Origin of the sequence: Pseudomonas sp. UBA7500, assembly GCF_002478435.1 — a bacterium.
In the GTDB taxonomy this organism is placed as follows: domain Bacteria; phylum Pseudomonadota; class Gammaproteobacteria; order Pseudomonadales; family Pseudomonadaceae; genus Aquipseudomonas; species Aquipseudomonas palmensis.
On the sequence record NZ_DLNW01000035.1, the window covers coordinates 1 to 23,063 of the forward strand.

The window sequence follows — 23,063 nt, forward strand, 5'->3', positions numbered from 1 at the left end:
ATGCCTGGCGCACACAAAAAAAAGCCCCGACCAGGTCGGGGCTTCGGCAGCCATCAGCTATCAGCTGGCCAGACGCTTGTCGTACACATGACAGGCCTTGCCTTCCGAACGTTTCAGCGTGCCCAACGGCTGCAGCACGATGCGCGTGCTGATGCCGATGTAGGTCTTGATCTGCTTGCCCAGCTCGGCGGTCAGCAGCCTGCGCTGGGCCTCGTCGTAGTGCTGGCATTCGGCACGCAGCTCCACGTGCACATCCACCGTGTCGAGATTTCCATCACGATACAGATAAATCTCATAGCACTCTGAAAACTGTTTTATTTTCAGAACCTGTTCCTCGACCTGGGTCGGGAACACGTTGACCCCGCGCACGATGAGCATGTCGTCGCTGCGCCCGGTGATCTTGTCGATGCGCCGCATTGGCCGCGCGGTGCCGGGCAACAGTCGCGTCAGGTCGCGGGTGCGGTAGCGGATCATCGGCAGCGCCTCCTTGCTCAGCGAGGTGAACACCAGTTCGCCCATCTGCCCGTCGGGCAGCACCGCACCGGTCACCGGGTCGATGATTTCGGGGTAGAAGTGGTCTTCCCAGAGGGTCGGCCCGTCCTTGGTCTCGGCGCACTCCATGGCCACGCCCGGGCCCATGATTTCCGACAGCCCGTAGATATCCAGCGCAGTGATGCCCATGCGCTGCTCGATGGAGCGACGCAGCTCGTCGGTCCACGGCTCGGCACCGAAGATCCCCAGGCGCAGCGCCAGCTTGTGCGGGTCCAGCCCCTGGCGCTCGATCTCGTCGGCCAGGTTGAGCATGTACGAGGGCGTGACCATGATGATGTCCGGCTGAAAGTCGTTGATCAGCTGCACCTGCTTCTCGGTCTGCCCGCCCGACATCGGGATCACCGTGCAGCCCAGGCGTTCGGCGCCGTAATGCGCGCCCAGCCCGCCGGTGAACAGCCCGTAGCCATACGACACATGCACCTTGTCGCCCTTGCGCCCGCCCGCGGCGCGGATCGAGCGCGCCACCACGTTGGCCCAGGTGTCGATATCGTTCTGCGTGTAGCCCACCACCGTCGGCTTGCCGGTGGTGCCGCTGGAGGCGTGCACCCGCACCACGTCATGCATGGGCACGGCGAACATGCCGTAGGGGTAGTTGTCGCGCAGGTCGGTCTTGGTGGTGAACGGGAATCGGGCCAGGTCGTCCAGCGAACGCACCTCGTCGGGGTGCACCCCCAACTGGTCGAAGCGCTGGCGATACAGCGGCACGTTCTGGTAGGCGTGGGACAGGCTCCAGCGCAGGCGGTCAAGCTGGTGCTGGCGCAGTTCATCGATGCTGGCGGTCTCCAGCGGGTCGAGTACAGCAGTGTTCAAGGCGGCCATGTTCATGTGTTCACTCTGATTCTTTTTATGGTTCAGCCCCTGACGGGCCCGAGTGTGGGAGCTGCACGGCTCCCGCTGTATTGCCGGCTCAGGTTCGCTCGATGATCATCGCGATACCCTGCCCCACGCCGATGCACATCGTGCACAGCGCGTACCGCCCGCCGCGCTGCTCCAGTTCCACCAGTGCGGTGGTCACCAGGCGAGCGCCGCTCATGCCCAGCGGATGCCCCAGGGCGATGGCGCCACCATTGGGGTTGACCCGCGGGTCGTCGTCAGCCAGCCCGAGCTCGCGCAGCACCGCCAGGCCCTGCGCGGCGAAGGCTTCGTTCAGCTCGATGACATCCATGTCGGCCAGGTTCAGGTTGGCCAGTTCCAGTACCTTGCGCGTGGCCGGCACCGGGCCGATGCCCATGATGCGCGGCTCGACGCCGGCCGTGGCCATCGCCACCACCCGCCCACGAGCCTTGAGCCCGAAGCGCGCAGCCTGCGCCGGGCTTGCCAGCAGCAGCGCACAGGCACCATCGTTGACCCCCGAGGCATTGCCCGCCGTGACACTGCCGCCCTCGCGAAACGGCGTACCCAGGCGTTGCAGCATCTGCAGCGTGGTGTCGCCACGCGGGTGTTCGTCGTGCTCGACGCGCCTGGGCTCGCCCTTGCGCTGGGCAATCGACACCGGCACGATCTCCTGCGCCAGGCGCCCGCTGGCCTGGGCAGCTGCCGCACGTTGCTGGCTGCGCAGGGCGAAGGCGTCCTGGTCGGCACGGGAAATGCCGAACTGTGCGGCGACGTTTTCGGCAGTCTCCGGCATCGAGTCGATACCATACGCCTTTTCCATCGCCGCGTTGACGAAGCGCCAGCCAATGGTGGTGTCGTACAATTGCGCCTGGCGCGAGAAGGCCTGTTCGGCCTTGCCCATCACCAGCGGGGCGCGCGACATCGACTCCACCCCGCCCACCAGCAGCAGGCCGGCTTCGCCACTGCGGATCGAGCGTGCGCCCAGGCCGATGGCGTCCATGCCCGAGCCGCACAGGCGGTTGACCGTGGTGCCCGGCACTTCTATCGGCAGGCCGGCCAGCAGCGCCGACATGCGCGCCACGTTGCGATTGTCTTCGCCGGCCTGGTTGGCGCAGCCGAACAGCACGTCGTCCACCTGCGACCAGTCCACCTGCGGGTGGCGCGCCATCAGCGCACGCAGCGGCACCGCGCCCAGGTCGTCGGCACGTACCGTGCTCAGCGCGCCGGCATAGCGCCCGATGGGGGTGCGCACGGCGTCGATGATAAGGGCGTCATTCATCTGCGGTCTCCTGGGCAAGCACTGTGCCTTGCACCTTGTAAGATTTGCCATGGAACAGCGCGATCAGCTGCCCGTTCTGGTTTTCCACACGCACGTCGTAGTTGCCGGTGCGTCCGCCACGGCTCTGCTCGACGCAACTTGCATTGAGCGTGTCGCCCATCAGTGCCGGGGCGATGTAGTCGATGCTGCAGCCCAGGCCGATGGTGACCTGGTTGTAGGTGTTGCAGGCCACGGCAAACGCCGAGTCGGCCAGGGTGAAGATGTAGCCGCCATGGCAGGTGCCATGGCCCTGGATCATGTCGGCGCGCACCGGCATGCTCAGGCGCGCCCTGCCCGGCGCGACGCTCAGCAGTTGCATGCCCAGCGCGAGGCTGGCGCGGTCACGGGCGAGCATGGCCTGGGCACATTGGCTGGCAAGCTCGGTGGCGTTCAGGTCAGTCATGCAATGCCCTCCCCTCGGCGACCGTGCGCCGCAGCAGCAGTGATGGCCGGTAGCGGCTTTCGCCGTAGGCGGCCTGCAGATTGTCGAGTACCGCCAGCACCTGCGTCGGGCCGATGGCGTCGGCCCAGGCCAGCGGGCCTTGGGGGTAGTTCACGCCCTTGCGCATGGCCAGGTCGACATCCGCCGCCGTGGCCACGCCCTGCAGCACCGCGTCGGCGGCTTCGTTGGCAAGCATGGCCACGGTGCGCATCACCAGCAGCCCCGGCACGTCGGCCAGCGGGCTGACCACCAGGCCCGCGGCCTGCAGCAAGGCCACGGCCTGGTCGCGGGCAGCGGGGGTGGTGTCGGCGGACCAGCTGATGCCGATGCGCCCGGCGGTGGCGTAGTCCAGCGCCAGGTCGAACAGCACGAGGTTGTGCAAGCCTTCGTCGCGGGCGCGCTGGCTGGCCAGGCGACCGTCGGTCAGGGCCAGCACGGCGTCGCCCACGCGTATGACTGCGTGCCCGCATCGCGGGTCAAGCCCGCTCCCACAACGACCGGTGGGCGCGGGCTCGACCCGCGATGGGGCCCGGGACACCTTGATGCCGTGCGCCTCGATACGCGTCAGCAAGCCCTGCGCAACGCCCAGGTCGCCTTCGACTTCGCAGGCCTCGATGCGCAAACCACTGCGCAGCTCGCTGACCACCGGGCGCGCGGCCGAGGGCCCATAGTCATAGAACCCCTGCCCACTCTTGCGCCCCAGCCGGCCGGCATCCACCAGCGCCGCCTGGATCAGCGACGGCTGGAAGCGCATGTCGCCGTAATAGGCATCGAACACCGAACAGGTGACCGCGTAGTTGACGTCATGCCCGATCAGGTCGGTCAGCTCGAACGCGCCCATGCGAAAACCGCCGGCCTCGCGCATCAACGCATCCAGCGTGGCGCACTCGGCCGCACCCTCCTGCAACAGGCGCAGGCTTTCGGCATAGAACGGGCGCGCCACGCGGTTGACGATGAAGCCCGGGCTGGAGCTGGCATGCACCGGCGCCTTGCCCCAGGCCCTGGCCGTTGCATACAGGCTGGCTGCTACCTGCGGCGCCGTGGCCAGCCCCGAGACGATCTCGACCAGCGCCATGACCGGCGCGGGGTTGAAGAAGTGCACGCCCACGAACCGCTCGGGCCGCGCCAGGCCGGCCGCGATGCGGGTGATCGACAGCGACGAGGTGTTGCTGGCAAGCACGCAGTCGGCCGTGCAGATTGCTTCCAGGCGCGCAAACAGCTCGCGCTTGGCGTCGAGGTTCTCGACGATGGCCTCGATCACCAGCCCCGCATCCGCCAGCTCGTCGAGCGCCTGCACCGCGTGCAGGCGCGCCAGGGTGGCCTCGCGCTGCGCGGGGTCGAGCTTGCCCTTCTCCACCCGCTTGCCCAGTTGCACACCCAGCCCCTCGATGGCCGCGCTCGCCGCCCCCGGGCGGCTGTCGTGCAGCAGCACCGGATGCCCGGCCTGCGCCGCCACCTGGGCAATGCCGGCGCCCATGGCCCCGGCACCGATCACCGCCACCACAACACTTGTGTCCAGTGCGCTCATGCTCAGCACCCCTTGAACACGGGGGCGCGCTTGGCCATGAAGGCGGCCACGCCCTCGCGGTAGTCCTCGCTGCGCCCGGCCAGGCGTTGCAGGTCGCGCTCCAGGTCCAGTTGCTGGTCAAGGCTGTTGTCCAGGCTGGCATTGAGCCCGCGCTTGATCAGTGCCAGGCCCGAGGTGGGCTGTGTCGCCAGCTGTCGCGCCAGGCCCAGGGCCTCGTCGCGCAGGGCCTCATCGTCGACACAGCGGTAGATCAGCCCCCACTGCTCGGCCTGCTCGGCCGACAACTTGTTGCCCAGCAGCGCCAGGGCCTTGGCCCGCGCCACGCCGACCAGCCGCGGCAGGAACCAGGTACCGCCCGAGTCGGGCACCAGGCCGAGTTTGCAGAACGCCTGGATGAAGCTGGCCGAACGCGCCGCCAGCACCAGGTCGCAGGCCAGCGGGATGTTCGCCCCGGCGCCGGCGGCCACGCCGTTGACCGCGCAGATCACCGGCAGCGGCAAATCGCGCAGGGCGCGAATCAGCGGGTTGTAGAATTTTTCGATGGACTCGCCCAGGTCGGGCATCTGCGCACCGGGCGCGACGTTGCGGTCGGACAGGTCCTGCCCGGCACAGAAGCCGCGCCCTTCACCGGTAAGCAGCAGCACACGCACCTGGGCATTGGCGCGTACCTGCTTGAGCGCCTCCTTCACTTCGGCGTGCATCTGCGCGTTGAAGCTGTTGAGTTGCTCGGGACGGTTCAGGCGCAGAAAGGCCACGCCGTCGTCTATGTCGAAAAGAATGTGCTCGAAGGTCATGACCAGTACCGCTCGCAAGGTTGAAGTAAAAGGGGCCGGCGCACTCAGCGGCCGGTGAACACCGGGGCGCGTTTTTCGCGAAAGGCACTGATGCCCTCGCGCCGGTCATCGGTGGCGGCCAGCACGGTGAAGGCGTGGCGCTCGAAACGCAGGCCGCTGGCAAGGTCGGTGTCCATGGCCTTGAGCAGCGATTCCTTGGCCAGGCGCACGGCCAGCGGGGCCTTGCGCGCGATGGCCTGGGCGATCTGCACGGCGCGCTCGACGGTGAATTCGGGTTGGGTGATTTCGCTGACCAGGCCGGCCTGTTGCGCGGTGCGCGCATCGATGGGCTCGCCGGTGAGCACCATCTGCATGGCCATGGACTTGCCCACCGCGCGCAGCAGACGCTGGGTGCCGCCGGCGCCAGGCATGATGCCCAGGTTGATTTCCGGCTGGCCGAAACGCGCATCCACGCCCGCCACGATGATGTCGGCGTGCATCGCCAGCTCGCAGCCACCGCCCAGGGCAAAGCCGTTGACGGCCGCCACCAGGGGCTTGCTGAAGCGGCTGATCTGCTGCCAACAGGCAACACGCGGGTCGTTGAGGATGCCCACCGCATCGCGCTCGGCCATCTCGTTGATGTCGGCGCCGGCGGCAAACGCCTTGCGGCTGCCGGTGAGAACCACGGCGCGGCAGCTGTCGTCACGCTCCAGGCGCTCGAGTTCGGCTGCCAGCTCGCCGAGCAGGCGGGTGTTGAGGGCATTGAGCACCTCGGGGCGGTGCAGCGTCACCAGGCAGATGCCGGCGTGGGAGTTATCAAGCAACAGGGTGTCAGGCATGACGGTCACCGCACGGGCCAGTCGAGGCTGGCTGTTATTGTTGGGTCGAGGCCGAATGCGGCAGAGTATAGCCACAATACGATACACAAAATCAACATTACCGTGACCTGTCTGTGTCTATTTGTTTTCCATGCGTGCCAAACAAACCCAGCAAACACTGCGTTTATCGCGAGTAAAGCGCCAAGAAGCGATACATCTAAGCATTGCAAACAAGTAACAATACGTTATATTCGCTGTCATCCCCGTCCACAGGAAACCGACATGACCTGCTACAGCCTTGGCGGAATCACCCCGGTCATCGACCCCAGCGCCTACGTGCACCCTTCGGCGGTGCTGATTGGCGACGTGATCGTCGGCCCCGACTGCTATGTAGGCCCGCTGGCCAGCCTGCGCGGCGATTTCGGACGCATCATTCTCGAACAGGGCGCCAACCTGCAGGACACCTGCGTGATGCACGGCTTCCCCGACAGCGACACGGTGATCGAGCGCAACGGGCACGTGGGCCACGGCGCCGTGCTGCACGGCTGCCGCATCGGTGCCGATGCGCTGGTGGGCATGAATGCGGTGGTCATGGACGGCGCCGTGATCGGTGCCTGCTCGATCGTCGGTGCCACCGCCTTCGTCAAGGCCGGCTTCGACTGCCCGCCCCGCTCGCTGGTGGTGGGCTCGCCGGCCCAGGTAAAACGCAGCCTGAGCGACGCTGAAGTGCACTGGAAGCAGGGCGGCACGGGCGAGTACCACGCACTGACCCGGCGCTGCCTGGAGCAGATGGTGGAATGCAGCCCCTTGAGCCAACCCGAACAGGACCGCAGACGTGTCAGCGACAGTACGTTCCGCCCGAAAAACCACACGGCCTGAAGTGCCGGCGGCAACGCTGGCCTTGAAGGACAAACGGCAGTTATATTCCGGGGTTTCACCCAGCGGATCCTCCATGTCGTCGCTCGCGCCCCTCAATCAGCTCGTCACCCGTTTCCAGGAACAGATCCCGATCCGTGCCAGTTCGCTGATCGTCACCCTGTATGGCGATGCCATCGAACCCCACGGCGGCACCGTGTGGCTGGGCAGCCTGATCCAGTTGCTCGAGCCCTTCGGCATCAACGAGCGGCTGATCCGCACCTCGATGTTCCGCCTGACCAAGGAAGGCTGGCTGACCGCCGAAAAGGTCGGCCGGCGCAGCTACTACAGCCTCACCGGTGCCGGGCGGCGGCGTTTCGACAAGGCCTTCAAGCGGGTGTACAGCTCGGTGGTGCCGCAGTGGGATGGCTCCTGGCACCTGGCGATGCTCACCCAACTGTCTGCCGACAAGCGCAAGCAGGTGCGCGAAGAGCTCGAATGGCAGGGCTTTGGCGCCATCTCGCCAGTGGTGCTGGCCAGCCCGCGGGCCGACCGCACCGACATCAACGCCACCCTGCTGGACCTGGACGCGCTGGAAGACACCATCCTGTTCGAGACCACCGGCCAGGACGTGATGGCCTCCCGCGCCTTGCGTGCCCAGGTGCGCGAAAGCTGGCGTATCGAGGAACTGGGGGCGCAGTACAGCGAGTTCATCCAGCTGTTTCGCCCGGTGTGGCAGGCGCTGCGCGAGCAGGACAGCCTGCAGCCGATGGACTGCTTCATGGTGCGCCTGCTGCTGATTCACGAGTACCGCAAGCTGCTGCTGCGCGACCCGCACCTGCCCGACGAACTGCTGCCGGGCGACTGGGAGGGCCGCGCCGCACGCCAGCTGTGCCGCAACCTGTATCGACTGACCTGTGCCCCGGCCGAACAGTGGCTGAGCAGTGCGATGGAAACCGCAGACGGCCCGCTGCCCGATGCCAGCGAAAACTTCTACCGGCGCTTCGGCGGGCTGCGCTAACCTGCAGCGCGTGCCCCCAGCCATCACATGCACCCTAACAACAATGCCAGGTGTGAGGTGTGACCCATGAATACCGCTACTGCCCAGCAGCACTTCCAGCAATGGCTGGCCGACATCAACCATGCCTGCGGCGAGTTCGACGGTGCCGCGCTGGGGGATGCGTTCAGCGGTGAGATTCGCCCCCGCCAGCTGGGCGCCCTGCGCTTCAGTCACGTGAGCAGCTCTCACGCGCGGCTGCTGCGCACGCCGCGCGAGGTGCAGCGCAGCAGCGAACACAAGTACTTTGCGGTGTTCCAGCTCAAGGGCATGGCCAACATGGCCCAGGACGACGCCCGCGAAGTGCTGATGCCGGGGGACATCCTGCTGATCGACAGTGCACGCCCCAGCGACTTCACCTTTGGCGATGCCTCCCAGCAGATCTCGCTGATACTGCCCCACGACCGGGTCGACCAGCTGCTGCGCTTCACCCCGGTGGAGATCGGGCGCAAGATCCCGGCCGGCTCGCCGGTCGCCCTGCTCGCCCAGCAGATGCTGTTGTCCTCGACCCAGCTGGACGAGGTGAGCCTGGCCGAAAGCGAAGCGGTGATCGATGCGCTGATCAGCCTGATGCGCCCGGCACTGTGCGGCAGCGACAGCAATCCCGACCCGCATGAACGCATCTTTCGCAAAAGCCTGGCGCTGATCGAGACGCACATTGCCGACGAGGCGCTGTGCCCGGAGATGATCGCGCGCGACATCGGCGTGTCGATGCGCGGGCTGTACCGGGTGTTCGCCAAGAAGGGCCTGGTGATCGCGCAGTACATCAAGAACCGGCGCCTGGACATCTGCGCCGAAACCCTGCGCAACCCGCAGTCGACCCTCAAGCTGTCGGCGCTGGGGTACACCTGGGGCTTCTCCAACAGCAGCTACTTCACCACCGCGTTCAAGCAGCGCTTCGGCGTGTCGCCCGGCGAGTACCGCAAGCGCTACAGCTGAGCGCCTGCGGCCTGCCAGCCGCCTCAGTGGCGGATGCACACCGACTTGGTCTCGGTGAAGGCGTCCAGCCAGTCGACGCCGAAATCACGCCCGGTACCGGATTGCTTGAAGCCGCCAAACGGCATGTTTGCATCGATCAGGGTGTGGCTGTTGACCCACACGGTGCCGGCCTCGATGCGCGGGGTGAGGTCCATGGCCGACTTGAGGCTGGTGGTCCACAGGCTGGCGGTCAGGCCATAGTCGCTGTCGTTGGCGCGGGCCAGCGCTTCTTCCACATCGGCCACGCGGGTCAGGCTCAGCACCGGGCCGAACACTTCGCTGCGGGTCAGGCGCAGGTTGTCGTCGGGGTTGAGGATCAATGACGGGCTGACGTAGTAGCCATTGGCATCCGGCGCGCTGGCACCGCTGATGATCTGCACGCCCTGCTCGCGGGCATCGGCCAGGTAGGCCTGCACCGACTGCTGGTGCGCGCCGGAAGCCAGGGCGTTGATCTGCGCGCTGGGGTCCAGGCCCGGGCCTACGCTCAGCCCCTTGATCGCCTGCTCGAAGTCCGCTGCCAGGCGGTCGAACAGCGGCGCCTCGATATAGATACGCGAACTGGCGGCGCACACCTGCCCCTGGTTGAGGAAGCTGCCCATCATCAGGCCTTCGATCACCTGCTGCGGATCGGCGTCGGCCAGTACGATGGCCGGGTTCTTGCCACCCAGCTCCAGTGACAGGCGCGTCAGGCGGTCGACCGCCGAACGGGCAATGTGCTTGCCGGTGGCGGTAGAGCCGGTAAAGCTGATCTTCGCCACCCGCGGGTGGCTGGTGAGGGCGCTGCCGCATACGCTGCCGCTGCCGGTGATCAGGTTGAACACGCCGTCCGGGATGCCGGCCTCGGTGGCCAGCTCGGCCATGCGCATCAGGGTCAACGGGGTGATCTCGGAGGGCTTGATGACGATCGAGCAGCCGGCCGCCAGGGCGGGCATCACCTTCCACATGCCGATCATCAGCGGGAAGTTCCACGGCACGATGCCAGCCACCACGCCGACCGGCTCCTTGCGCGTATAGGCGGTGTAGCGGGCGCCTTCAGGCACCGGGATCGACACATCCAGGGTGCGCCCGCAGATCTTGGTGGTGAGGCCGGCGGTGTAGCGCATCCAGTTCAGGGTACTGCCGACTTCGAAGGCGCGGGCGATGTTGATCGACTTGCCTTGTTCCAGGGTTTCGAGCTGGGCCAGCTCTTCACCGTGCTGTTCGAGCAAATCGGCGTAGCGCAGCAGGATACGCTCGCGCTCGGCCGGGGCGCGGCGCGCCCACACGCCACTGACGAATGCCCGATGCGCCGATTGCACGGCCTGGTCGACATCCTCGGCGCTGGCATCGGGGGTCACGGCAATGGGTTGGCCGTTGGCCGGGTTGAAGACGGTAAGGGTCTGGCTGGAGGTGGACGGCCGCCAGCCGCCATTGATGTACAGGCCGTGTTGGCGTCCGAGAAAACGCTGGACACTGGCTAGCAGGGGTACGGTGCCGGCAGTCATGAACACTCCTTTTGTTATGGTTGGGAACATCCCAGGAGAGTGTATGGCGCTGCTGAAGGTGGGGTGTTTCGCTGGCTGCCAGGGAGGTTGGCGGGTGTGCCAATGTGGTGGGTGGTGTGGCTGTTCGCCAGCAAGGCTGGCTCCTACAGGAGCAGGCCTTGCTGGCGAATGGGTGCGGGTCAGCGCAGGCGGGTACGGATCCGGTGGCACACGTTGAGCACCTGCTCCACCTCGCCCTCGCCCAGGTCGATCTTGCACGCCATGTTGCTGAACACCTGCGCCGCCTCGGCCTTGAGCTCACGGCCCTTGTCGGTCAGCAGCAGGTTGCGTCGGCGTCGGTCGCTGGGGTCCAGGTACACGGTGATGAACCCCGCATCCGCCAGGCGCTTGACGATTGGCGTCAACGTGCCCAGGTCGAACAGGGTGAGCTCGCTCAAGGCGCTGATCGACACATCATCCTTGCCCCACAACCCGGCCATCACCAGCAGTTGCGGGTAGGTGACGCCACGTCGCTTGAGCGGTTCGGCATAGTCCCGAACCATGGCGTTGGCTGTCGAATACAGCGAGAAACACAGCATCTTGTCGAAGTCGAACGTCGGGTCAAGCATGCACACCTCCCGCGACGCGGCTGTAGTGATGCACCGCGTCGACCAGTACTGCAACCGCCTCTGGCGAAGTGGCCGGCGAAATGCCCTGCCCCAGGTTGAACACATGGCCGAAACCGGCCGCCGGTGGTCCGAACGTCTGCAGGGTGCGTCGCACCTCGCGGCGAATGCTCGCCTCGTCTGCCAGCAGCACGGCCGGGTCGAGGTTGCCCTGCAGCGCCACGCAGTTGCCCACCAGCTGGCGTGCCAGCGCCAGGTCACACGTCCAGTCCAGGCCCAGCGCATCGGCGCCGCTGTCGGCCAGCGGGCTGAGCCACTGGGCGCCACCACGGGTATGCACGATGGAGGGAATGCGCACGCCATGCTGGGTCTTGTGCAGGCGCGCCAGCACTTCACGCAGGTAATACAGGGAGAAACGCCGATAGGCAGCGTCGGCCAGCACACCGCCGAAGCTGTCCACCAGCATCACCGCCTGGGCGCCGGACTCGATCTGTGCATTGAGGTCGGCAGCCACCGCGTGACCGAGCACCTTGAGCAACCGGTGCAGCAGTTCCGGGCGACGGTAGAGCATCTTCTTGATCAACTGGCAGTCGCCCGGCGGGCCACCCTCGACCATGTAGCAGGCCAGGGTCCAGGGGCTTGCGGCAAAGCCCACCACCGGCACCTTGCCCTCCAGCTCGTGACGCACCTGGGCGAGGGTCTGGTAGGTGTGCTCCAGCGCCTCGGGTTCGGGCACGCGCAGGCGCTCGATGGCCGCCTCGTCACGCAAGGGGTGACGAAAGCGCGGGCCATCGCCGTTCACGCAGTACAGGCCCAGCCCCATGGCGTCGGGCAGGCTGAGCATGTCGGCAAACACCACGGCGGCATCCAGGCTGAAACGGCGCAGCGGTTGCAGGCTGGCCTCGGTGGCCAGGTCCGGGTTCTTCACCAGGTCCAGGTACGAGCCGGCCCTGGCACGCAGGGCACGATGCTCGGGCAGGTAGCGGCCGGCCTGGCGCATCAGCCAGACAGGCGTATGCGCCGTGGGTTGGCGCAGCAAGGCCTTGATAAACGTATTATTGTGCAAGGACGGGTAACTCATGCTGGTTCGCGAAATTCACTGCACAGCTCATGACTGGCGCCGCGGGGCGGCATCGGCAATCGTGCTGCGCAAGGCGTGGAGCGTGGCGCGGTAATCGGGCTGGGAAAAGATCGCCGTACCGGCCACGAACATGTCGGCACCGGCCGCAGCGACCTGGCCGATGGTGTGAAGGTTGACCCCGCCATCCACTTCCAGGCGGATGTCACGGCCACTGGCATCGATCAGCTTGCGCGCTGCTTCGATCTTGGGCAAGACCGCCGGGATGAACGACTGCCCGCCGAAGCCGGGGTTGACCGACATCAGCAACAACAGGTCGAGCTTGTCGAACACATACTTGCATTCCTCCAGCCCTGTGGCCGGATTGAAGGCCAGGCCCGCCTTGCACCCCAGATCCTTGATCAGTTGCAGGGAGCGGTCCAGGTGAACGGTGGCCTCGGGGTGAATCGAGATGTAGTCGGCACCCGCCTCGGCAAATGCCTGGATCATCGGGTCCACGGGGGTGACCATCAGGTGCACATCCAGCGGCGCGGTGATGCCGTAGCTGCGCAGGGCCTTGCAGAACTGCGGCCCCATGGTCAGGTTGGGTACGTAGTGGTTGTCCATCACGTCGATGTGGATGACGTCGGCACCGGCAGCCAGAACCCGCTCGGCTTCCTCGCCCAACCGGGCAAAATCGGCCGCCAGCATCGACGGGGCAATCCAGAACTCTTTCACACGCCTACTCCGTTACTCATTGGCTATTCGTCGCATCGGGCCCTGCTCGTTTTGCGCAAGGGCGGTGTTGATCTGTGCGATCAGGCTGTCACTTGCCGCTTCGAGATGAAAATGGTGCCCGCCATCATGCCAGTGCACACGGCTGGCCCAGGGCAACGCTTTTTTGCGCTTGTCGAATTCCGGGCCGGCAAACAGGCCCTGGCGCCCGAGCATCACATGCAGCGGGCAACTGATCTGACGCAGGAAGTCGCAGGCCTGACGCTCGGTCAGCTGCATCGGTTCGGGCAGCACCAGCCGCGGGTCGTGACGCCAGCGGTAGCCATCCCCCACGCTGAGCAGGTCGCGCATGGCCAGCAGGCGTGCCGAGGCCGGCGAGAGCAGGCCGTCGATACTGTTGCGCCGCTCGTTGACCGCCGCCTCGACGCTGCTGAACTGCACGCTGTCGGGGGCCGAGAAGCCATGCAGGCGGGTGCGCAGGGCCAGGCGCATCAGGCGATGGGCCTTCTTCAGGTGCTCCACGGTGTCTTCTTCGGCGATGGTGAACGGAGCGCCCATGCCATCGAGGAAGATCATGCTGTCGATGGACTTGTTCATCGCCCCCAGGATCGACGCGATGCCGCTGCCCATGGAATGGCCGATCACCGAAAAGCGCTTCCAGCCCATGCACTCGACCAGGGTATTCATGTCGTCGGCATGTTCCCACAGATAGTAGCCACTGTCGGCACGCCGATGGTCCGAGCGTCCGTGCCCGGCGAGGTCCGGTGCCACCACGAAGCAATCCTTCAGGTACGGCGCCACCTGTTCGAACGAGGCGGCGTTGTCCAGCCAGCCATGCACGGCCAATACCGGATGAGCCCCCTCCTCGCCCCAGACCCGCAGGGCAAACGTCTGCCCGTTGACGTCCAGGGTCTGGTCCCTGCCTTTATTGCCAAGACGCATGTAGATACTCCCTGCGTAAGCACTGTTTCGAGGTAACGGGCAACACCCGCAGCGCCTGTCAGCCGGCGGCCGCCAGCTGCGCCGAGCGTGCCGTGTGTTGCAACTGCTTGAGGTCGAACTTGCCGTTGGCGGTGCGCGGCAAGGTGAGCTCGATACTGATTGCCAGTGGCACCTTGTGCGGCTCGAGCCCGGCGCGGCAGCGTTCGAGCAACTGCTCGGCGCTGAGCGTGACGCCCTGGCTCAAGGTCACGAAAGCCCACAGCCCTTCGCCGGCCGCAGCATCCTCGACACCGACCACCGCTGCCGCGTCGATGCCTGCCATGGCATAGAAGAAGTCTTCCACTTCCGCCGGGCTGACCTTCATGCCGCGGGACTTGATCACGTGATCCATCCGGCCTTCGAAATACAGGTAGCCGTCTTCGTCCAGGTGGCAGTAGTCGCCGGTATGCAGCACGCTCTCCCCGGGATAGGGGCCGGGCTTGAGCTTTTTCGCCGTGGCCTGCGGGTTGCGCCAGTAGCCGGCCATGACCGTGGCGCCGCGAATCACCAACTGGCCCACCTGGTGGGCCTGGTCGATGCGCTGGCCGTGCTCGTCGATCAGCCACAACTCGGTGTTGGGAATGGCGATGCCGACGCTGCCCGGCTTGCTGTCGATGTCCTCTGGCGGCAGGTAGGTGCAGCGCTTGCACTCGGTCAGGCCGTACATGGAGAAGATCTGCGCCTGCGGAAACAGCGCCTTCATCTGCGCAATGTGCGTCGGCTTGAGCGCCGCGCCGGTATTGGTGACCATGCGCACGTGCTCGAAACTGGCGTTGCGCTTGCTCGCGTACTCATGCAGCAGCATGAGCATGGTGGGCACGAACGGGATGACCGTGATCTGGTACTGGCGGATCTTCTTGATCAGGAAGATCGGCCAGGTGAATTCCTTTTCCAGTACCAGGGTGGCGCCCGCGCTCAGCGCCATGATCATCTGGTACAGGCCATAGTCGAACGACAGCGGCAACGAGCAGAGCACGTGGTCGCTGTCGTTGTAGCCCAAGTAGGTGTGCAGCGACGACAGCGCCGCGAGCATGTTGCGATGGGTCAGCATCACGCCCTTGGGCTCGCCGGTGGACCCGGAGGTATAGATGATCGCGGCCAGGTCCAGGTCAAGCGTGCCGCAAGGCACCGGAGCTCCGTTGCCCTGCATCAGCACACCCTCGAAGGTGCGTGTCAGCGCCGAGTCGGCCTCGCCGTCCAGCAGCACGATGGTGCGCAGGTACGGCAGGCTCGGGGTGTCCACCGACAGGCTGGCGAACTTCTCCGAGGTGGTGATCAGCACCGAGGCCTCGGCGTCCCGCACGATGTAGTCAAGGCCCTCGGCGTGAGTCTCCAGGCCGACATTGACCACCACGCCACCGGCCTTGAGCACACCCCAGAAGGCACAGATGGTTTCTACCCGGTTGCCCAGGCACAGCACCACCCGTTCCTGACGCTGCAGGCCACAGGCCTGCAAGCCCGAGGCCAGCCGCGAACTGGAATCGTCGAGGTCGGCATAGGTGTAGGTTTCATCGGCATAGATGACTGCCGCCTTGCGCGGGTACAGGCCGTTGCTGGCCTCCAGTACCTGCTGCAGGAGCACGCTAGACCGCCTCATACTGTACCTCTGGCTGGCCTTGCGAGGCGGTTTCGGGGGCGTTCTGGCGGTTGGCGTCGATGTACTGCGCCAGCGTCGTCACGGTATTGAAGTGCCCGGGGGCAATGGTGTCGGGGTTGACGAAGAAGCCTTCGATCTCGTCCTCCAGGCTGACCAGCAGCTCCATCGAGGTGAGCGAGTCGAGCCCCAGGTGGTCACGCAGGTGCGAGTCGGCACGCACCTCGGTACTGGCTGGCAGCTTGAGCACCACCCGCAGGATCTCGATCAGTTGCGTCTGCGTGGCGCCGCTGGCCGTCACGCCCGGTGCGCTGCTGGCGACAGGTGCGCTGGCCGGGGCGGCGAGCATGTCGTCCAGCGCCACGTCGGCGTGGCTGTCGCGGATCTCCAGTGCGGTCTGACGGGCCCTGGCCAGGAACAGGCGGCCGTGACTGACGATCACCTCGGCCGGGTGACCATGGCTGTGGAACAGGGTGGGCGAGGCCGTGGGGCCATAGGCACCGGAGGCCGTCACCGCCAGCAGGTCGCCTTCGCTCAGGGTCTCGATGCGCACGTCACGCCCCAGCAGGTCGTCGGGGCTGCACAGCGGGCCGGAGATATGGTACTCGCGCAGCGGCGCGCCATTGCTGCCGGTGGCGTGCACGATGCGGAAGTTGCGCTTGAGCACCTGGCCGCTGCCCGCCGCGGCACCGTGGCAGTTGGTGCCGCCGTCGGTCACGGCGAAGGTCTTGCCGTGGTTGTGCTTGATGTTGTCGACGGTGACCAGCAGCGCGCCGCATTTGCCGGCCACGAAACGGCCGGACTCGACGATGATGCGGGTACGCGGGAACTGGCGATGGAAACTGTCGAACAGCGGCGCCAGCAGCTGCTTGAGCTGACGGGTGTCGAGTTCCTTTTCGTTCTCGTAGTACTTGATGCCCAGGCCGCCGCCGACGTCGACCATGCTCAGGTCCAGGTCGTAGCGAAGGGTGAGGTTGCGGTACAGGTCGAGGATGTAGCTGGCATTGTCATACACCGACTGGGCGTCGAGGATCTTGGTGCCGTTGTAGACGTGAATGCCCTTGATATGCAGATTGGGCAGCGCCAGGTACTGGCCGAAATTGGCCACTGCGGTGTCTTCCTCGATACCGAAATGGGTCGGGCGCCCGCCCATCTTCCAGGGCGAGCCCGAGGCCGAGAAATTGGGATTGATGCGAATGGCCACCGGTGCGGTACAGCCCAGCGAGCCGGCCAGGGCAGAGAGCGCGCGCAGTTCGGTTTCGGATTCGACGACGATGGCGAACACCCCCACTTCCAGCGCCCGGCGGTGTTCCTCGGGCTTCTTGTAGGGGCCCAGGAAAATGATGTCCTGGGGTGCAACGCCCGCCTTCAGGGCGATTTCCAGCTCGCCCAGCGAACAGACCTCGGTGTTGCCGCCGTACGAACGGATCAGCTTCACCAGCGACAGATTCGGATTGACCTTGAGCGCGTAGAAGATATCCACGCAGTCGGGCAAGGCGTCGCGCAGTTCATTGAAACTGCTGCGCAGCACCGCCTCGTCATACAGGTAGGTAGGCGTACCGAATGTCGCCTTTGCCTGGAGGACCAATTCTTTGGAAAGCTTCATCTGTTGCTCCCTTCGTTATTATATTTTCCGGTGCCGAATGCGTGCGCGGGATGCGCACCTGCGTCGTCCCGTTAGCCCTGGCGCGTTAAGTGTCGTATCGGATCGCGCAACGCCTGCAACAACGACAGAAAGCCCCTGCCTGCAAAACTTTGCGCGCAAAGTTTGTGAAATTCTCTACTGCGTTTCGCGGTGATGTCAAGATAATTCCAATGAACCCTGGCTGCGGCCGATGGTCACCCCGTTGACTGCGATTTAGGCCGCATAACAGCGTTCAAATGTCGCACCTGTTACAGATCAGTAGCGCTTTTGCCCAATGAATACAGGGCTTTTATCTGATCCGTATATAAGGCCTGTTTCTGAGTCTGTTTTGTCTGCGGCAGGCTTTCTAGAGTCAGCGCCTGTGCTCGTCCCGTCGGGGGGTGGGCTAGGAAGGAAACGCGGATAAACAGCCATGAGTACTCATCAACAGGCACAGGCCTACAACTACAAGGTGGTCCGGCAGTTCGTGGTCATGACGGTGGTGTGGGGCATCGTCGGCATGGCCATGGGCGTATGGATCGCCTCGCAACTGGTCTGGCCGGAGCTCAACCTGGACCTGCCCTGGACCACCTTCGGCCGCCTGCGCCCCCTGCACACCAGCCTAGTGATCTTCGGTTTCGCCGGCAGCGCGCAATTTGCCGCCAGCTACTACGCGGTGCAGCGCACCTGCCAGGTACGCCTCTACAGCGACTGGCTGACCGCCTTCACCTTCTGGGGCTGGCAGGCGACCATCGTGATCATGCTGCTGAGCCTGCCCCTGGGCCTTACCACCACCAAGGAATACGCCGAGATCGAATTCACCGGAGCGGTGTGGATGGCGATCGTGTGGGTGGCCTATGGCGTGGTGTTCTTCGGCACCCTGCTGCGCCGCAAGGGCACGCACATCTATGTCGGCAACTGGTTCTTCGGGGCCTTCATCGTGGTCATCGCGATGCTGCACGTGGTCAACCACCTGTCGATTCCGGTCAGCTGGTTCAAGTCCTACCCGGTGTACGCGGGGGCCACCGATGCGATGGTGCAGTGGTGGTACGGCCACAACGCGGTGGGCTTCTTCCTGACCACCGGCTTCCTGGGGATGATGTACTACTTCGTGCCCAAGCAGGTCGGCAAGCCGGTGTATTCCTACCGCCTGTCGATCGTGCACTTCTGGGCGCTGATCACCCTGTACATCTGGGCAGGCCCCCACCACCTGCACTACACCGCCCTGCCCGACTGGGCGCAGTCGCTGGGCATGGCGATGTCGATCATCCTGCTGGCCCCGAGCTGGGGCGGCATGATCAACGGCATGATGACCCTCTCGGGCGCCTGGCATAAGCTGCGCAGCGACCCGATCCTGCGTTTCCTGGTGCTGTCGCTGGCGTTCTACGGCATGTCGACCTTCGAAGGGCCGATGATGGCGATCAAGACCGTCAACGCCCTGTCGCACTACACCGACTGGACCATCGGCCACGTGCATGCGGGTGCGCTGGGCTGGGTGGCGATGATCACCTTCGGCGCGCTGTACCACATGATTCCCAAGGTGTTCGGCCGCGAGAAGATGTACAGCATCGGGCTGATCAACCTGCACTTCTGGCTGGCCACCATCGGTACCGTGCTGTACATCGCCTCGATGTGGGTCAACGGCATCACCCAGGGCCTGATGTGGCGCGCCATCAACGACGACGGCACCCTCACCTACTCGTTCGTGGAGGCTCTGGTGGCCAGCCACCCGGGCTTCATCGTGCGCTTCGTCGGTGGCGTGTGCTTCCTGAGCGGGATGCTGCTGATGGCCTGGAACACCTGGCGCACGGTACGCGTGGCAGACCCGAAACTGGCACTGGACAACGCGCAGATGGCGTAAGGGGCAGCGAATGAACGGCTGGGCATATGGGTTGTATTGCGTGACCGGACTGGTGTTCTTCTACCTGATCACCAGCGCCTGCCTGAGGCGCCATAGCGACCAGGTGGATGACCAGGCAAGCCTCATACCCTTTGCCGATGACCCGGTGGTGGCGCGCCGGGTCGAGCAGGCCATCGGGCGACCGGTGCCTGCCGAGGCACCGGAGGCCTTGCTGAAGGCTTGAGGGGGGTGCTGCACCGGCATGTCCGCAAGAGCGGGTTGATTCGCTCTTGCGGCTTGGCCTATTGATGACTGACCCAGTAAACCGCCGTCACGACCACCAGTACAATCAGGCAGAGTATCGCCCACGCATCGACACTGCTGTCCGGCTTGCTTGCCTTGCTTGGATTTCCCATTGCATTGCCTCTTGTTGTGGTTATGGGAATGCACTGCACCTGATGCAGTTAAGTCCAGCAATGCCCTTTGCTCAAGCAGGGTTTTTGTACAGCTCGTCGGTTAGTAGTCCATCGCGTCCTTCAGGAACGGGTATCGATACCCTGGCGCCTTGCCAACGGCGCTGAACCCCTTGAAATCCAGCCCATAGTCGCCCTGCTGTTCAAGCGAGAGCCAGCGCCGCGCCTTGACCGCATCGATCAGCTGAAGCACCGGCACCGGCCGCGGCCGGGCGAGCAACTGACCGATCGGCACGCCCTGCGCATCATCGTGCAGCAGCACCATGGCCCACCCGCCCAGAGAAAAGTGCCCGCCCATCAACACGCTCAATCGACCCTCGATTCGCGCCTGCAGGGCCTGCGGCGAACTGTTCACCGCACTGAACAGCACATCCCGGCCCGGCACCCGCCCGGCCTCCTCGAATGCCTGCATCGCGCCAAACGCCATCTCGTCATTGGCCGACCACACCAGCTGCGTACGCGGATAACGCGCACCCAGCAACTGCGCCTGTTCATAGGCGCGCTGGCGACTCCATTCCCCATACACCAGCTGGCGCAGGTGCACGCCGGGCAACTCGGCCAACGCCCGGTGCATGCCCTGCTCACGCAACTGCGCCGCCGGGGTGTGCTTCAACCCCGAGAACGCCAGCAGGTCCACGCCCTGCTCTAGGGCAGCGGGCGGCAACTGCTCGACCAGCGTCTTGAGCATGCGGTAGCCGGCCTCCTCGTCGTTGCCGGTCAGGGTGCCGAGGACCGGCGGATAACGGTCCGGATACTCGTGCACCTGCCGCGCCTGGTCGACCGTCAGGCCGTTGTTGACCAGAAACAGCCTGACCCCGCTGCCGCGCGACAGGCGGATGATCTCCGGCGCCACGTACTGCTCGTTGACCAGCACCAGGTAGTCCGGCCGCTGCGGCCCCTGGAGCGCCTGTCGCGCCTGATGCAACACACGCTGGCGATCACGCCCGCTGTACTCGACACGCAAGGACATGCCCAGGTTCTGCGCGGCGCCTTGCATGAAACGCGAGTAACTGACCCAGAAGGTCTCGTCGGCATTGCCCGGATTGAGAAACACCACCGAGGCCGCCTGGGCGCCACTCACCAGCGACAGGCCCAGCCACACCGACAGGCACAAGGCCTTGAGCATTCGAGTACGCTCCTGCAACGCAAAGCGCCGAGTATAACCGCGACGGCACGGGCAACGCTCAGGTGACAGCCAAACGCTAGCCAGTCTCACTTAGTCCATATAGTTCTTTTCATATGCAAAAACATCACTTTTGCGCATAAACGCAAACTGCTATCTTGCCTCGGCTCCGCCCCGGAGTGCGCGGCCGTGCGCGCGATTAGCTGCAAGCAGCCTGAGAACAGGACCCCTATGTACGTATACGACGAGTACGATCAGCGGATCATCGAGGACCGCGTCAAGCAGTTCCGAGACCAGACCCGACGCTACCTGGCCGGTGAGCTGAGCGAAGAAGAGTTCCGCCCCCTGCGCCTGCAAAATGGCCTCTATATTCAACGTTTTGCCCCGATGTTGCGGGTAGCCGTGCCCTACGGCCAGCTGACGTCGCGCCAGACCCGGATGCTGGCCAAAATCGCTCGCGACTACGACAAGGGCTACGCGCACATCAGTACCCGGCAGAACGTGCAGTACAACTGGCCTGCCCTGGAGGACATCCCCGAGATCCTCGCCGAGCTGGCCACGGTGCAGATGCACGCGATCCAGACCAGCGGCAACTGCCTGCGCAACGTCACCACCGACCAGTTCGCCGGCGTTGCCGCCGACGAAGTGATCGACCCGCGCCCATGGTGTGAAATCGTGCGTCAGTGGACCACCTTCCACCCCGAGTTCGCGTACCTGCCGCGCAAGTTCAAGATCGCCATCAATGGCTCGGCCAGCGACCGTGCGGCCATCGAAGTGCACGACATCGGCCTGGAGCCGGTGCACAACGCGGCCGGCGAACTGGGCTTTCGCGTGCTGGTCGGCGGCGGCCTGGGCCGTACCCCGGTGGTGGGCGCCTTCATCAACGAATTTCTGCCCTGGCAGGACCTGCTCAGCTACCTGGACGCGATCCTGCGCGTGTACAACCGTTACGGTCGCCGTGACAACAAGTACAAGGCGCGCATCAAGATCCTGGTCAAGGCCCTCACGCCGGAGGTGTTCGCCCAGAAGGTCGACGCCGAAATGGAGCACCTGCGCGGCGGCAGCACCACCCTGACCGATGCCGAAGTGCATCGCGTGGCCAAGCACTTCGTCGACCCCGACTACCTGGCGCTGGACAACCTCGACAGCCAGCTGGCCGAGCTCGACCAGCAGCACCCCGGCTTCGCCCGCTGGCGCACGCGCAATACCCTGGCGCACAAGAAGCCGGGCTATGTGGCCGTTACCCTGTCGCTCAAGCCGACCGGCGTGGCGCCGGGCGACCTGACCGACAAACAGCTGGACGCGGTGGCCGACCTTGCCGAACGCTACAGCTTCGGTCAGTTGCGCACCTCCCACGAGCAGAACATCATCCTGGCCGACGTCGAGCAGCGCCAGCTGCACGCGCTGTGGCTGGAGCTGCGTGAAAACGGCTTCGCCACGCCGAACATCGGCCTGCTGACCGACATCATCTGCTGCCCGGGTGGCGACTTCTGCTCGCTGGCCAACGCCAAGTCGATCCCGATCGCCGAATCCATCCAGCGCCGCTTCGACGACCTGGACTACCTGTTCGACATTGGCGAACTGGACCTGAACATCTCCGGCTGCATGAACGCCTGCGGCCACCACCACGTCGGCCATATCGGCATTCTCGGGGTGGACAAGAAGGGCGAGGAGTTCTACCAGGTGTCCCTGGGTGGCAGCGCCAGCCGCGACGCCAGCCTGGGCAAGATCCTCGGCCCCTCGTTCGCCCAGGACGACATGCCGGACGTGATCGAGAAGCTGATCGATGTGTACGTCGAGAAACGTACTGAAGACGAGCGCTTCATCGACACCTACCAACGTATTGGCATCGACCCTTTCAAGGAGCGCGTCTATGCAGCGAATCATTAAGGGCAACCAGATCGTCGACGAAACCTGGCACCTGCTGCCCAAGGACGTCACCCTGGACGAACTGACCAACTGCGACGACTATATCGTGCCGCTGCACCTGTGGCGCGAGCACGCCCATGCCCTCAAGGCCCGCGACGGCGGCCTGGGCGTGTGGCTGGATGCCGACGAGGAAGCCGAGGAAATCGGCGATGACGTGGCCAGCTTCCAGGTCATCGCGTTGAACTTCCCGGCCTTCACCGACGGGCGCAACTACTCCAATGCGCGCCTGCTGCGTGACCGCTACAAGTTCACCGGCGAGCTGCGTGCCATCGGCGACGTGCTGCGCGACCAGCTGTTCTACATGAAGCGTTGCGGTTTCGACGCCTTCGCCCTGCGGGCCGACAAGGACCCGGTCGAAGCGCTGCAGAGCCTGCAGGACTTCTCGGTGACCTACCAGGCCGCCACCGACGAGCCGCAGCCGCTGTTCCGTCGACGCTGAACACCGCCCCATGAAAAAGGCCCC

General features: G+C 65.2%; 21 protein-coding genes. 7 read left to right on the top strand and 14 right to left on the bottom strand.

Features of this window, described 5'->3' with window-relative positions:
- Window positions 1–60 precede the first annotated feature (60 nt).
- From paaK to paaF, 6 genes are all read right to left on the bottom strand, one after another.
- Entirely contained in the window at window positions 61–1,377 is a 1,317-nt protein-coding gene (paaK, locus tag B4I46_RS15615; RefSeq protein ID WP_054915437.1) for a phenylacetate--CoA ligase PaaK, read from the bottom strand.
- A gap of 82 nt (window positions 1,378–1,459) precedes the next feature.
- The gene (pcaF, locus tag B4I46_RS15620; RefSeq protein WP_123752470.1) at window positions 1,460–2,665 is read right to left on the bottom strand and encodes a 3-oxoadipyl-CoA thiolase; all 1,206 of its coding nucleotides are present in this window, start codon (window positions 2,663–2,665) and stop codon (window positions 1,460–1,462) included.
- Window positions 2,658–3,107: a hydroxyphenylacetyl-CoA thioesterase PaaI gene (gene paaI / locus B4I46_RS15625; RefSeq protein ID WP_043863008.1), complete on the bottom strand. Its 450-nt coding sequence runs from the start codon at window positions 3,105–3,107 to the stop codon at window positions 2,658–2,660. The genes pcaF and paaI overlap by 8 nt, the downstream gene beginning before the upstream one ends.
- Window positions 3,100–4,674 (bottom strand): 3-hydroxyacyl-CoA dehydrogenase PaaH, encoded by a 1,575-nt coding sequence (gene paaH, locus B4I46_RS15630; protein WP_286900902.1) that lies wholly within the window; start codon window positions 4,672–4,674, stop codon window positions 3,100–3,102. Before paaH ends, paaI begins: the two co-directional genes overlap by 8 nt.
- Before the next feature lie 2 nt (window positions 4,675–4,676).
- On the bottom strand, window positions 4,677–5,468 hold the full coding sequence (gene paaG, locus B4I46_RS15635) for a 2-(1,2-epoxy-1,2-dihydrophenyl)acetyl-CoA isomerase PaaG (RefSeq protein WP_043863010.1): 792 nt from the start codon (window positions 5,466–5,468) through the stop codon (window positions 4,677–4,679).
- A 44-nt stretch (window positions 5,469–5,512) separates the two neighbouring features.
- Complete coding sequence (paaF, locus tag B4I46_RS15640; RefSeq protein ID WP_054915468.1) at window positions 5,513–6,286, bottom strand: 2,3-dehydroadipyl-CoA hydratase PaaF; 774 nt, start codon at window positions 6,284–6,286, stop codon at window positions 5,513–5,515.
- A gap of 261 nt (window positions 6,287–6,547) precedes the next feature.
- On the opposite strand from paaF, the gene paaY reads away from it, so the two are divergent.
- The 3 genes from paaY (at window position 6,548) to feaR (ending at window position 9,116) form a co-directional block, all read left to right on the top strand.
- Window positions 6,548–7,144: a phenylacetic acid degradation protein PaaY gene (gene paaY / locus B4I46_RS15645; RefSeq protein WP_043863012.1), complete on the top strand. Its 597-nt coding sequence runs from the start codon at window positions 6,548–6,550 to the stop codon at window positions 7,142–7,144.
- 73 nt (window positions 7,145–7,217) lie between these two features.
- Entirely contained in the window at window positions 7,218–8,141 is a 924-nt protein-coding gene (gene paaX / locus B4I46_RS15650) for a phenylacetic acid degradation operon negative regulatory protein PaaX (RefSeq protein WP_054915441.1), read from the top strand.
- Between the two features lie 66 nt (window positions 8,142–8,207).
- Entirely contained in the window at window positions 8,208–9,116 is a 909-nt protein-coding gene (gene feaR / locus B4I46_RS15655) for a transcriptional regulator FeaR (protein ID WP_043863014.1), read from the top strand.
- 23 nt (window positions 9,117–9,139) lie between these two features.
- On the opposite strand, the gene B4I46_RS15660 is transcribed toward feaR, so the two are convergent.
- The 7 genes from B4I46_RS15660 to B4I46_RS15690 form a co-directional block, all read right to left on the bottom strand.
- Entirely contained in the window at window positions 9,140–10,639 is a 1,500-nt protein-coding gene (locus B4I46_RS15660) for an aldehyde dehydrogenase family protein (protein ID WP_286900907.1), read from the bottom strand.
- Between the two features lie 179 nt (window positions 10,640–10,818).
- Window positions 10,819–11,247: a MarR family winged helix-turn-helix transcriptional regulator gene (locus tag B4I46_RS15665; RefSeq protein WP_043863016.1), complete on the bottom strand. Its 429-nt coding sequence runs from the start codon at window positions 11,245–11,247 to the stop codon at window positions 10,819–10,821.
- Entirely contained in the window at window positions 11,240–12,325 is a 1,086-nt protein-coding gene (hemE, locus tag B4I46_RS15670) for a uroporphyrinogen decarboxylase (protein ID WP_054915444.1), read from the bottom strand. The genes B4I46_RS15665 and hemE overlap by 8 nt, the downstream gene beginning before the upstream one ends.
- A gap of 27 nt (window positions 12,326–12,352) precedes the next feature.
- On the bottom strand, window positions 12,353–13,039 hold the full coding sequence (gene rpe / locus B4I46_RS15675; protein ID WP_043863018.1) for a ribulose-phosphate 3-epimerase: 687 nt from the start codon (window positions 13,037–13,039) through the stop codon (window positions 12,353–12,355).
- A gap of 12 nt (window positions 13,040–13,051) precedes the next feature.
- Window positions 13,052–13,978 (bottom strand): alpha/beta fold hydrolase, encoded by a 927-nt coding sequence (locus tag B4I46_RS15680; RefSeq protein WP_100633845.1) that lies wholly within the window; start codon window positions 13,976–13,978, stop codon window positions 13,052–13,054.
- Between the two features lie 58 nt (window positions 13,979–14,036).
- The gene (locus tag B4I46_RS15685; RefSeq protein ID WP_286900910.1) at window positions 14,037–15,599 is read right to left on the bottom strand and encodes a class I adenylate-forming enzyme family protein; all 1,563 of its coding nucleotides are present in this window, start codon (window positions 15,597–15,599) and stop codon (window positions 14,037–14,039) included.
- Between the two features lies 1 nt (window position 15,600).
- Window positions 15,601–17,217 (bottom strand): phosphopantetheine-binding protein, encoded by a 1,617-nt coding sequence (locus tag B4I46_RS15690; protein WP_286900911.1) that lies wholly within the window; start codon window positions 17,215–17,217, stop codon window positions 15,601–15,603.
- A 451-nt stretch (window positions 17,218–17,668) separates the two neighbouring features.
- On the opposite strand from B4I46_RS15690, the gene ccoN reads away from it, so the two are divergent.
- Both ccoN and B4I46_RS15700 read left to right on the top strand, forming a co-directional pair.
- Window positions 17,669–19,096: a cytochrome-c oxidase, cbb3-type subunit I gene (ccoN, locus tag B4I46_RS15695; RefSeq protein ID WP_043863022.1), complete on the top strand. Its 1,428-nt coding sequence runs from the start codon at window positions 17,669–17,671 to the stop codon at window positions 19,094–19,096.
- 10 nt (window positions 19,097–19,106) lie between these two features.
- Complete coding sequence (locus tag B4I46_RS15700) at window positions 19,107–19,319, top strand: hypothetical protein (RefSeq protein WP_054915446.1); 213 nt, start codon at window positions 19,107–19,109, stop codon at window positions 19,317–19,319.
- A gap of 272 nt (window positions 19,320–19,591) precedes the next feature.
- Here B4I46_RS15700 and B4I46_RS15705 read toward each other — a convergent pair whose 3' ends face one another.
- A complete protein-coding gene (locus B4I46_RS15705) occupies window positions 19,592–20,674 on the bottom strand; it encodes an ABC transporter substrate-binding protein (protein ID WP_286900913.1) in 1,083 nt (360 codons plus the stop codon).
- A gap of 228 nt (window positions 20,675–20,902) precedes the next feature.
- On the opposite strand from B4I46_RS15705, the gene B4I46_RS15710 reads away from it, so the two are divergent.
- Both B4I46_RS15710 and B4I46_RS15715 read left to right on the top strand, forming a co-directional pair.
- Window positions 20,903–22,561, top strand: a complete 1,659-nt coding sequence (locus B4I46_RS15710) for a nitrite/sulfite reductase (RefSeq protein ID WP_043859916.1) — start codon at window positions 20,903–20,905, stop codon at window positions 22,559–22,561.
- Complete coding sequence (locus B4I46_RS15715) at window positions 22,545–23,039, top strand: DUF934 domain-containing protein (protein ID WP_043859917.1); 495 nt, start codon at window positions 22,545–22,547, stop codon at window positions 23,037–23,039. The genes B4I46_RS15710 and B4I46_RS15715 overlap by 17 nt, the downstream gene beginning before the upstream one ends.
- The last annotated feature ends 24 nt before the right edge of the window (window positions 23,040–23,063 follow it).

Coding starts and splice junctions, on each gene's coding strand:
- paaK (WP_054915437.1), bottom strand. CDS start 1,377: ATGAACATGGCCGCCTTGAACACTGCTGTACTCGACCCGCTGGAGACC.
- pcaF (WP_123752470.1), bottom strand. CDS start 2,665: ATGAATGACGCCCTTATCATCGACGCCGTGCGCACCCCCATCGGGCGC.
- paaI (WP_043863008.1), bottom strand. CDS start 3,107: ATGACTGACCTGAACGCCACCGAGCTTGCCAGCCAATGTGCCCAGGCC.
- paaH (WP_286900902.1), bottom strand. CDS start 4,674: ATGAGCGCACTGGACACAAGTGTTGTGGTGGCGGTGATCGGTGCCGGG.
- paaG (WP_043863010.1), bottom strand. CDS start 5,468: ATGACCTTCGAGCACATTCTTTTCGACATAGACGACGGCGTGGCCTTT.
- paaF (WP_054915468.1), bottom strand. CDS start 6,286: ATGCCTGACACCCTGTTGCTTGATAACTCCCACGCCGGCATCTGCCTG.
- paaY (WP_043863012.1), top strand. CDS start 6,548: ATGACCTGCTACAGCCTTGGCGGAATCACCCCGGTCATCGACCCCAGC.
- paaX (WP_054915441.1), top strand. CDS start 7,218: ATGTCGTCGCTCGCGCCCCTCAATCAGCTCGTCACCCGTTTCCAGGAA.
- feaR (WP_043863014.1), top strand. CDS start 8,208: ATGAATACCGCTACTGCCCAGCAGCACTTCCAGCAATGGCTGGCCGAC.
- B4I46_RS15660 (WP_286900907.1), bottom strand. CDS start 10,639: ATGACTGCCGGCACCGTACCCCTGCTAGCCAGTGTCCAGCGTTTTCTC.
- B4I46_RS15665 (WP_043863016.1), bottom strand. CDS start 11,247: ATGCTTGACCCGACGTTCGACTTCGACAAGATGCTGTGTTTCTCGCTG.
- hemE (WP_054915444.1), bottom strand. CDS start 12,325: ATGAGTTACCCGTCCTTGCACAATAATACGTTTATCAAGGCCTTGCTG.
- B4I46_RS15680 (WP_100633845.1), bottom strand. CDS start 13,978: ATGCGTCTTGGCAATAAAGGCAGGGACCAGACCCTGGACGTCAACGGG.
- B4I46_RS15690 (WP_286900911.1), bottom strand. CDS start 17,217: ATGAAGCTTTCCAAAGAATTGGTCCTCCAGGCAAAGGCGACATTCGGT.
- ccoN (WP_043863022.1), top strand. CDS start 17,669: ATGAGTACTCATCAACAGGCACAGGCCTACAACTACAAGGTGGTCCGG.
- B4I46_RS15700 (WP_054915446.1), top strand. CDS start 19,107: ATGAACGGCTGGGCATATGGGTTGTATTGCGTGACCGGACTGGTGTTC.
- B4I46_RS15705 (WP_286900913.1), bottom strand. CDS start 20,674: ATGCTCAAGGCCTTGTGCCTGTCGGTGTGGCTGGGCCTGTCGCTGGTG.
- B4I46_RS15710 (WP_043859916.1), top strand. CDS start 20,903: ATGTACGTATACGACGAGTACGATCAGCGGATCATCGAGGACCGCGTC.
- B4I46_RS15715 (WP_043859917.1), top strand. CDS start 22,545: ATGCAGCGAATCATTAAGGGCAACCAGATCGTCGACGAAACCTGGCAC.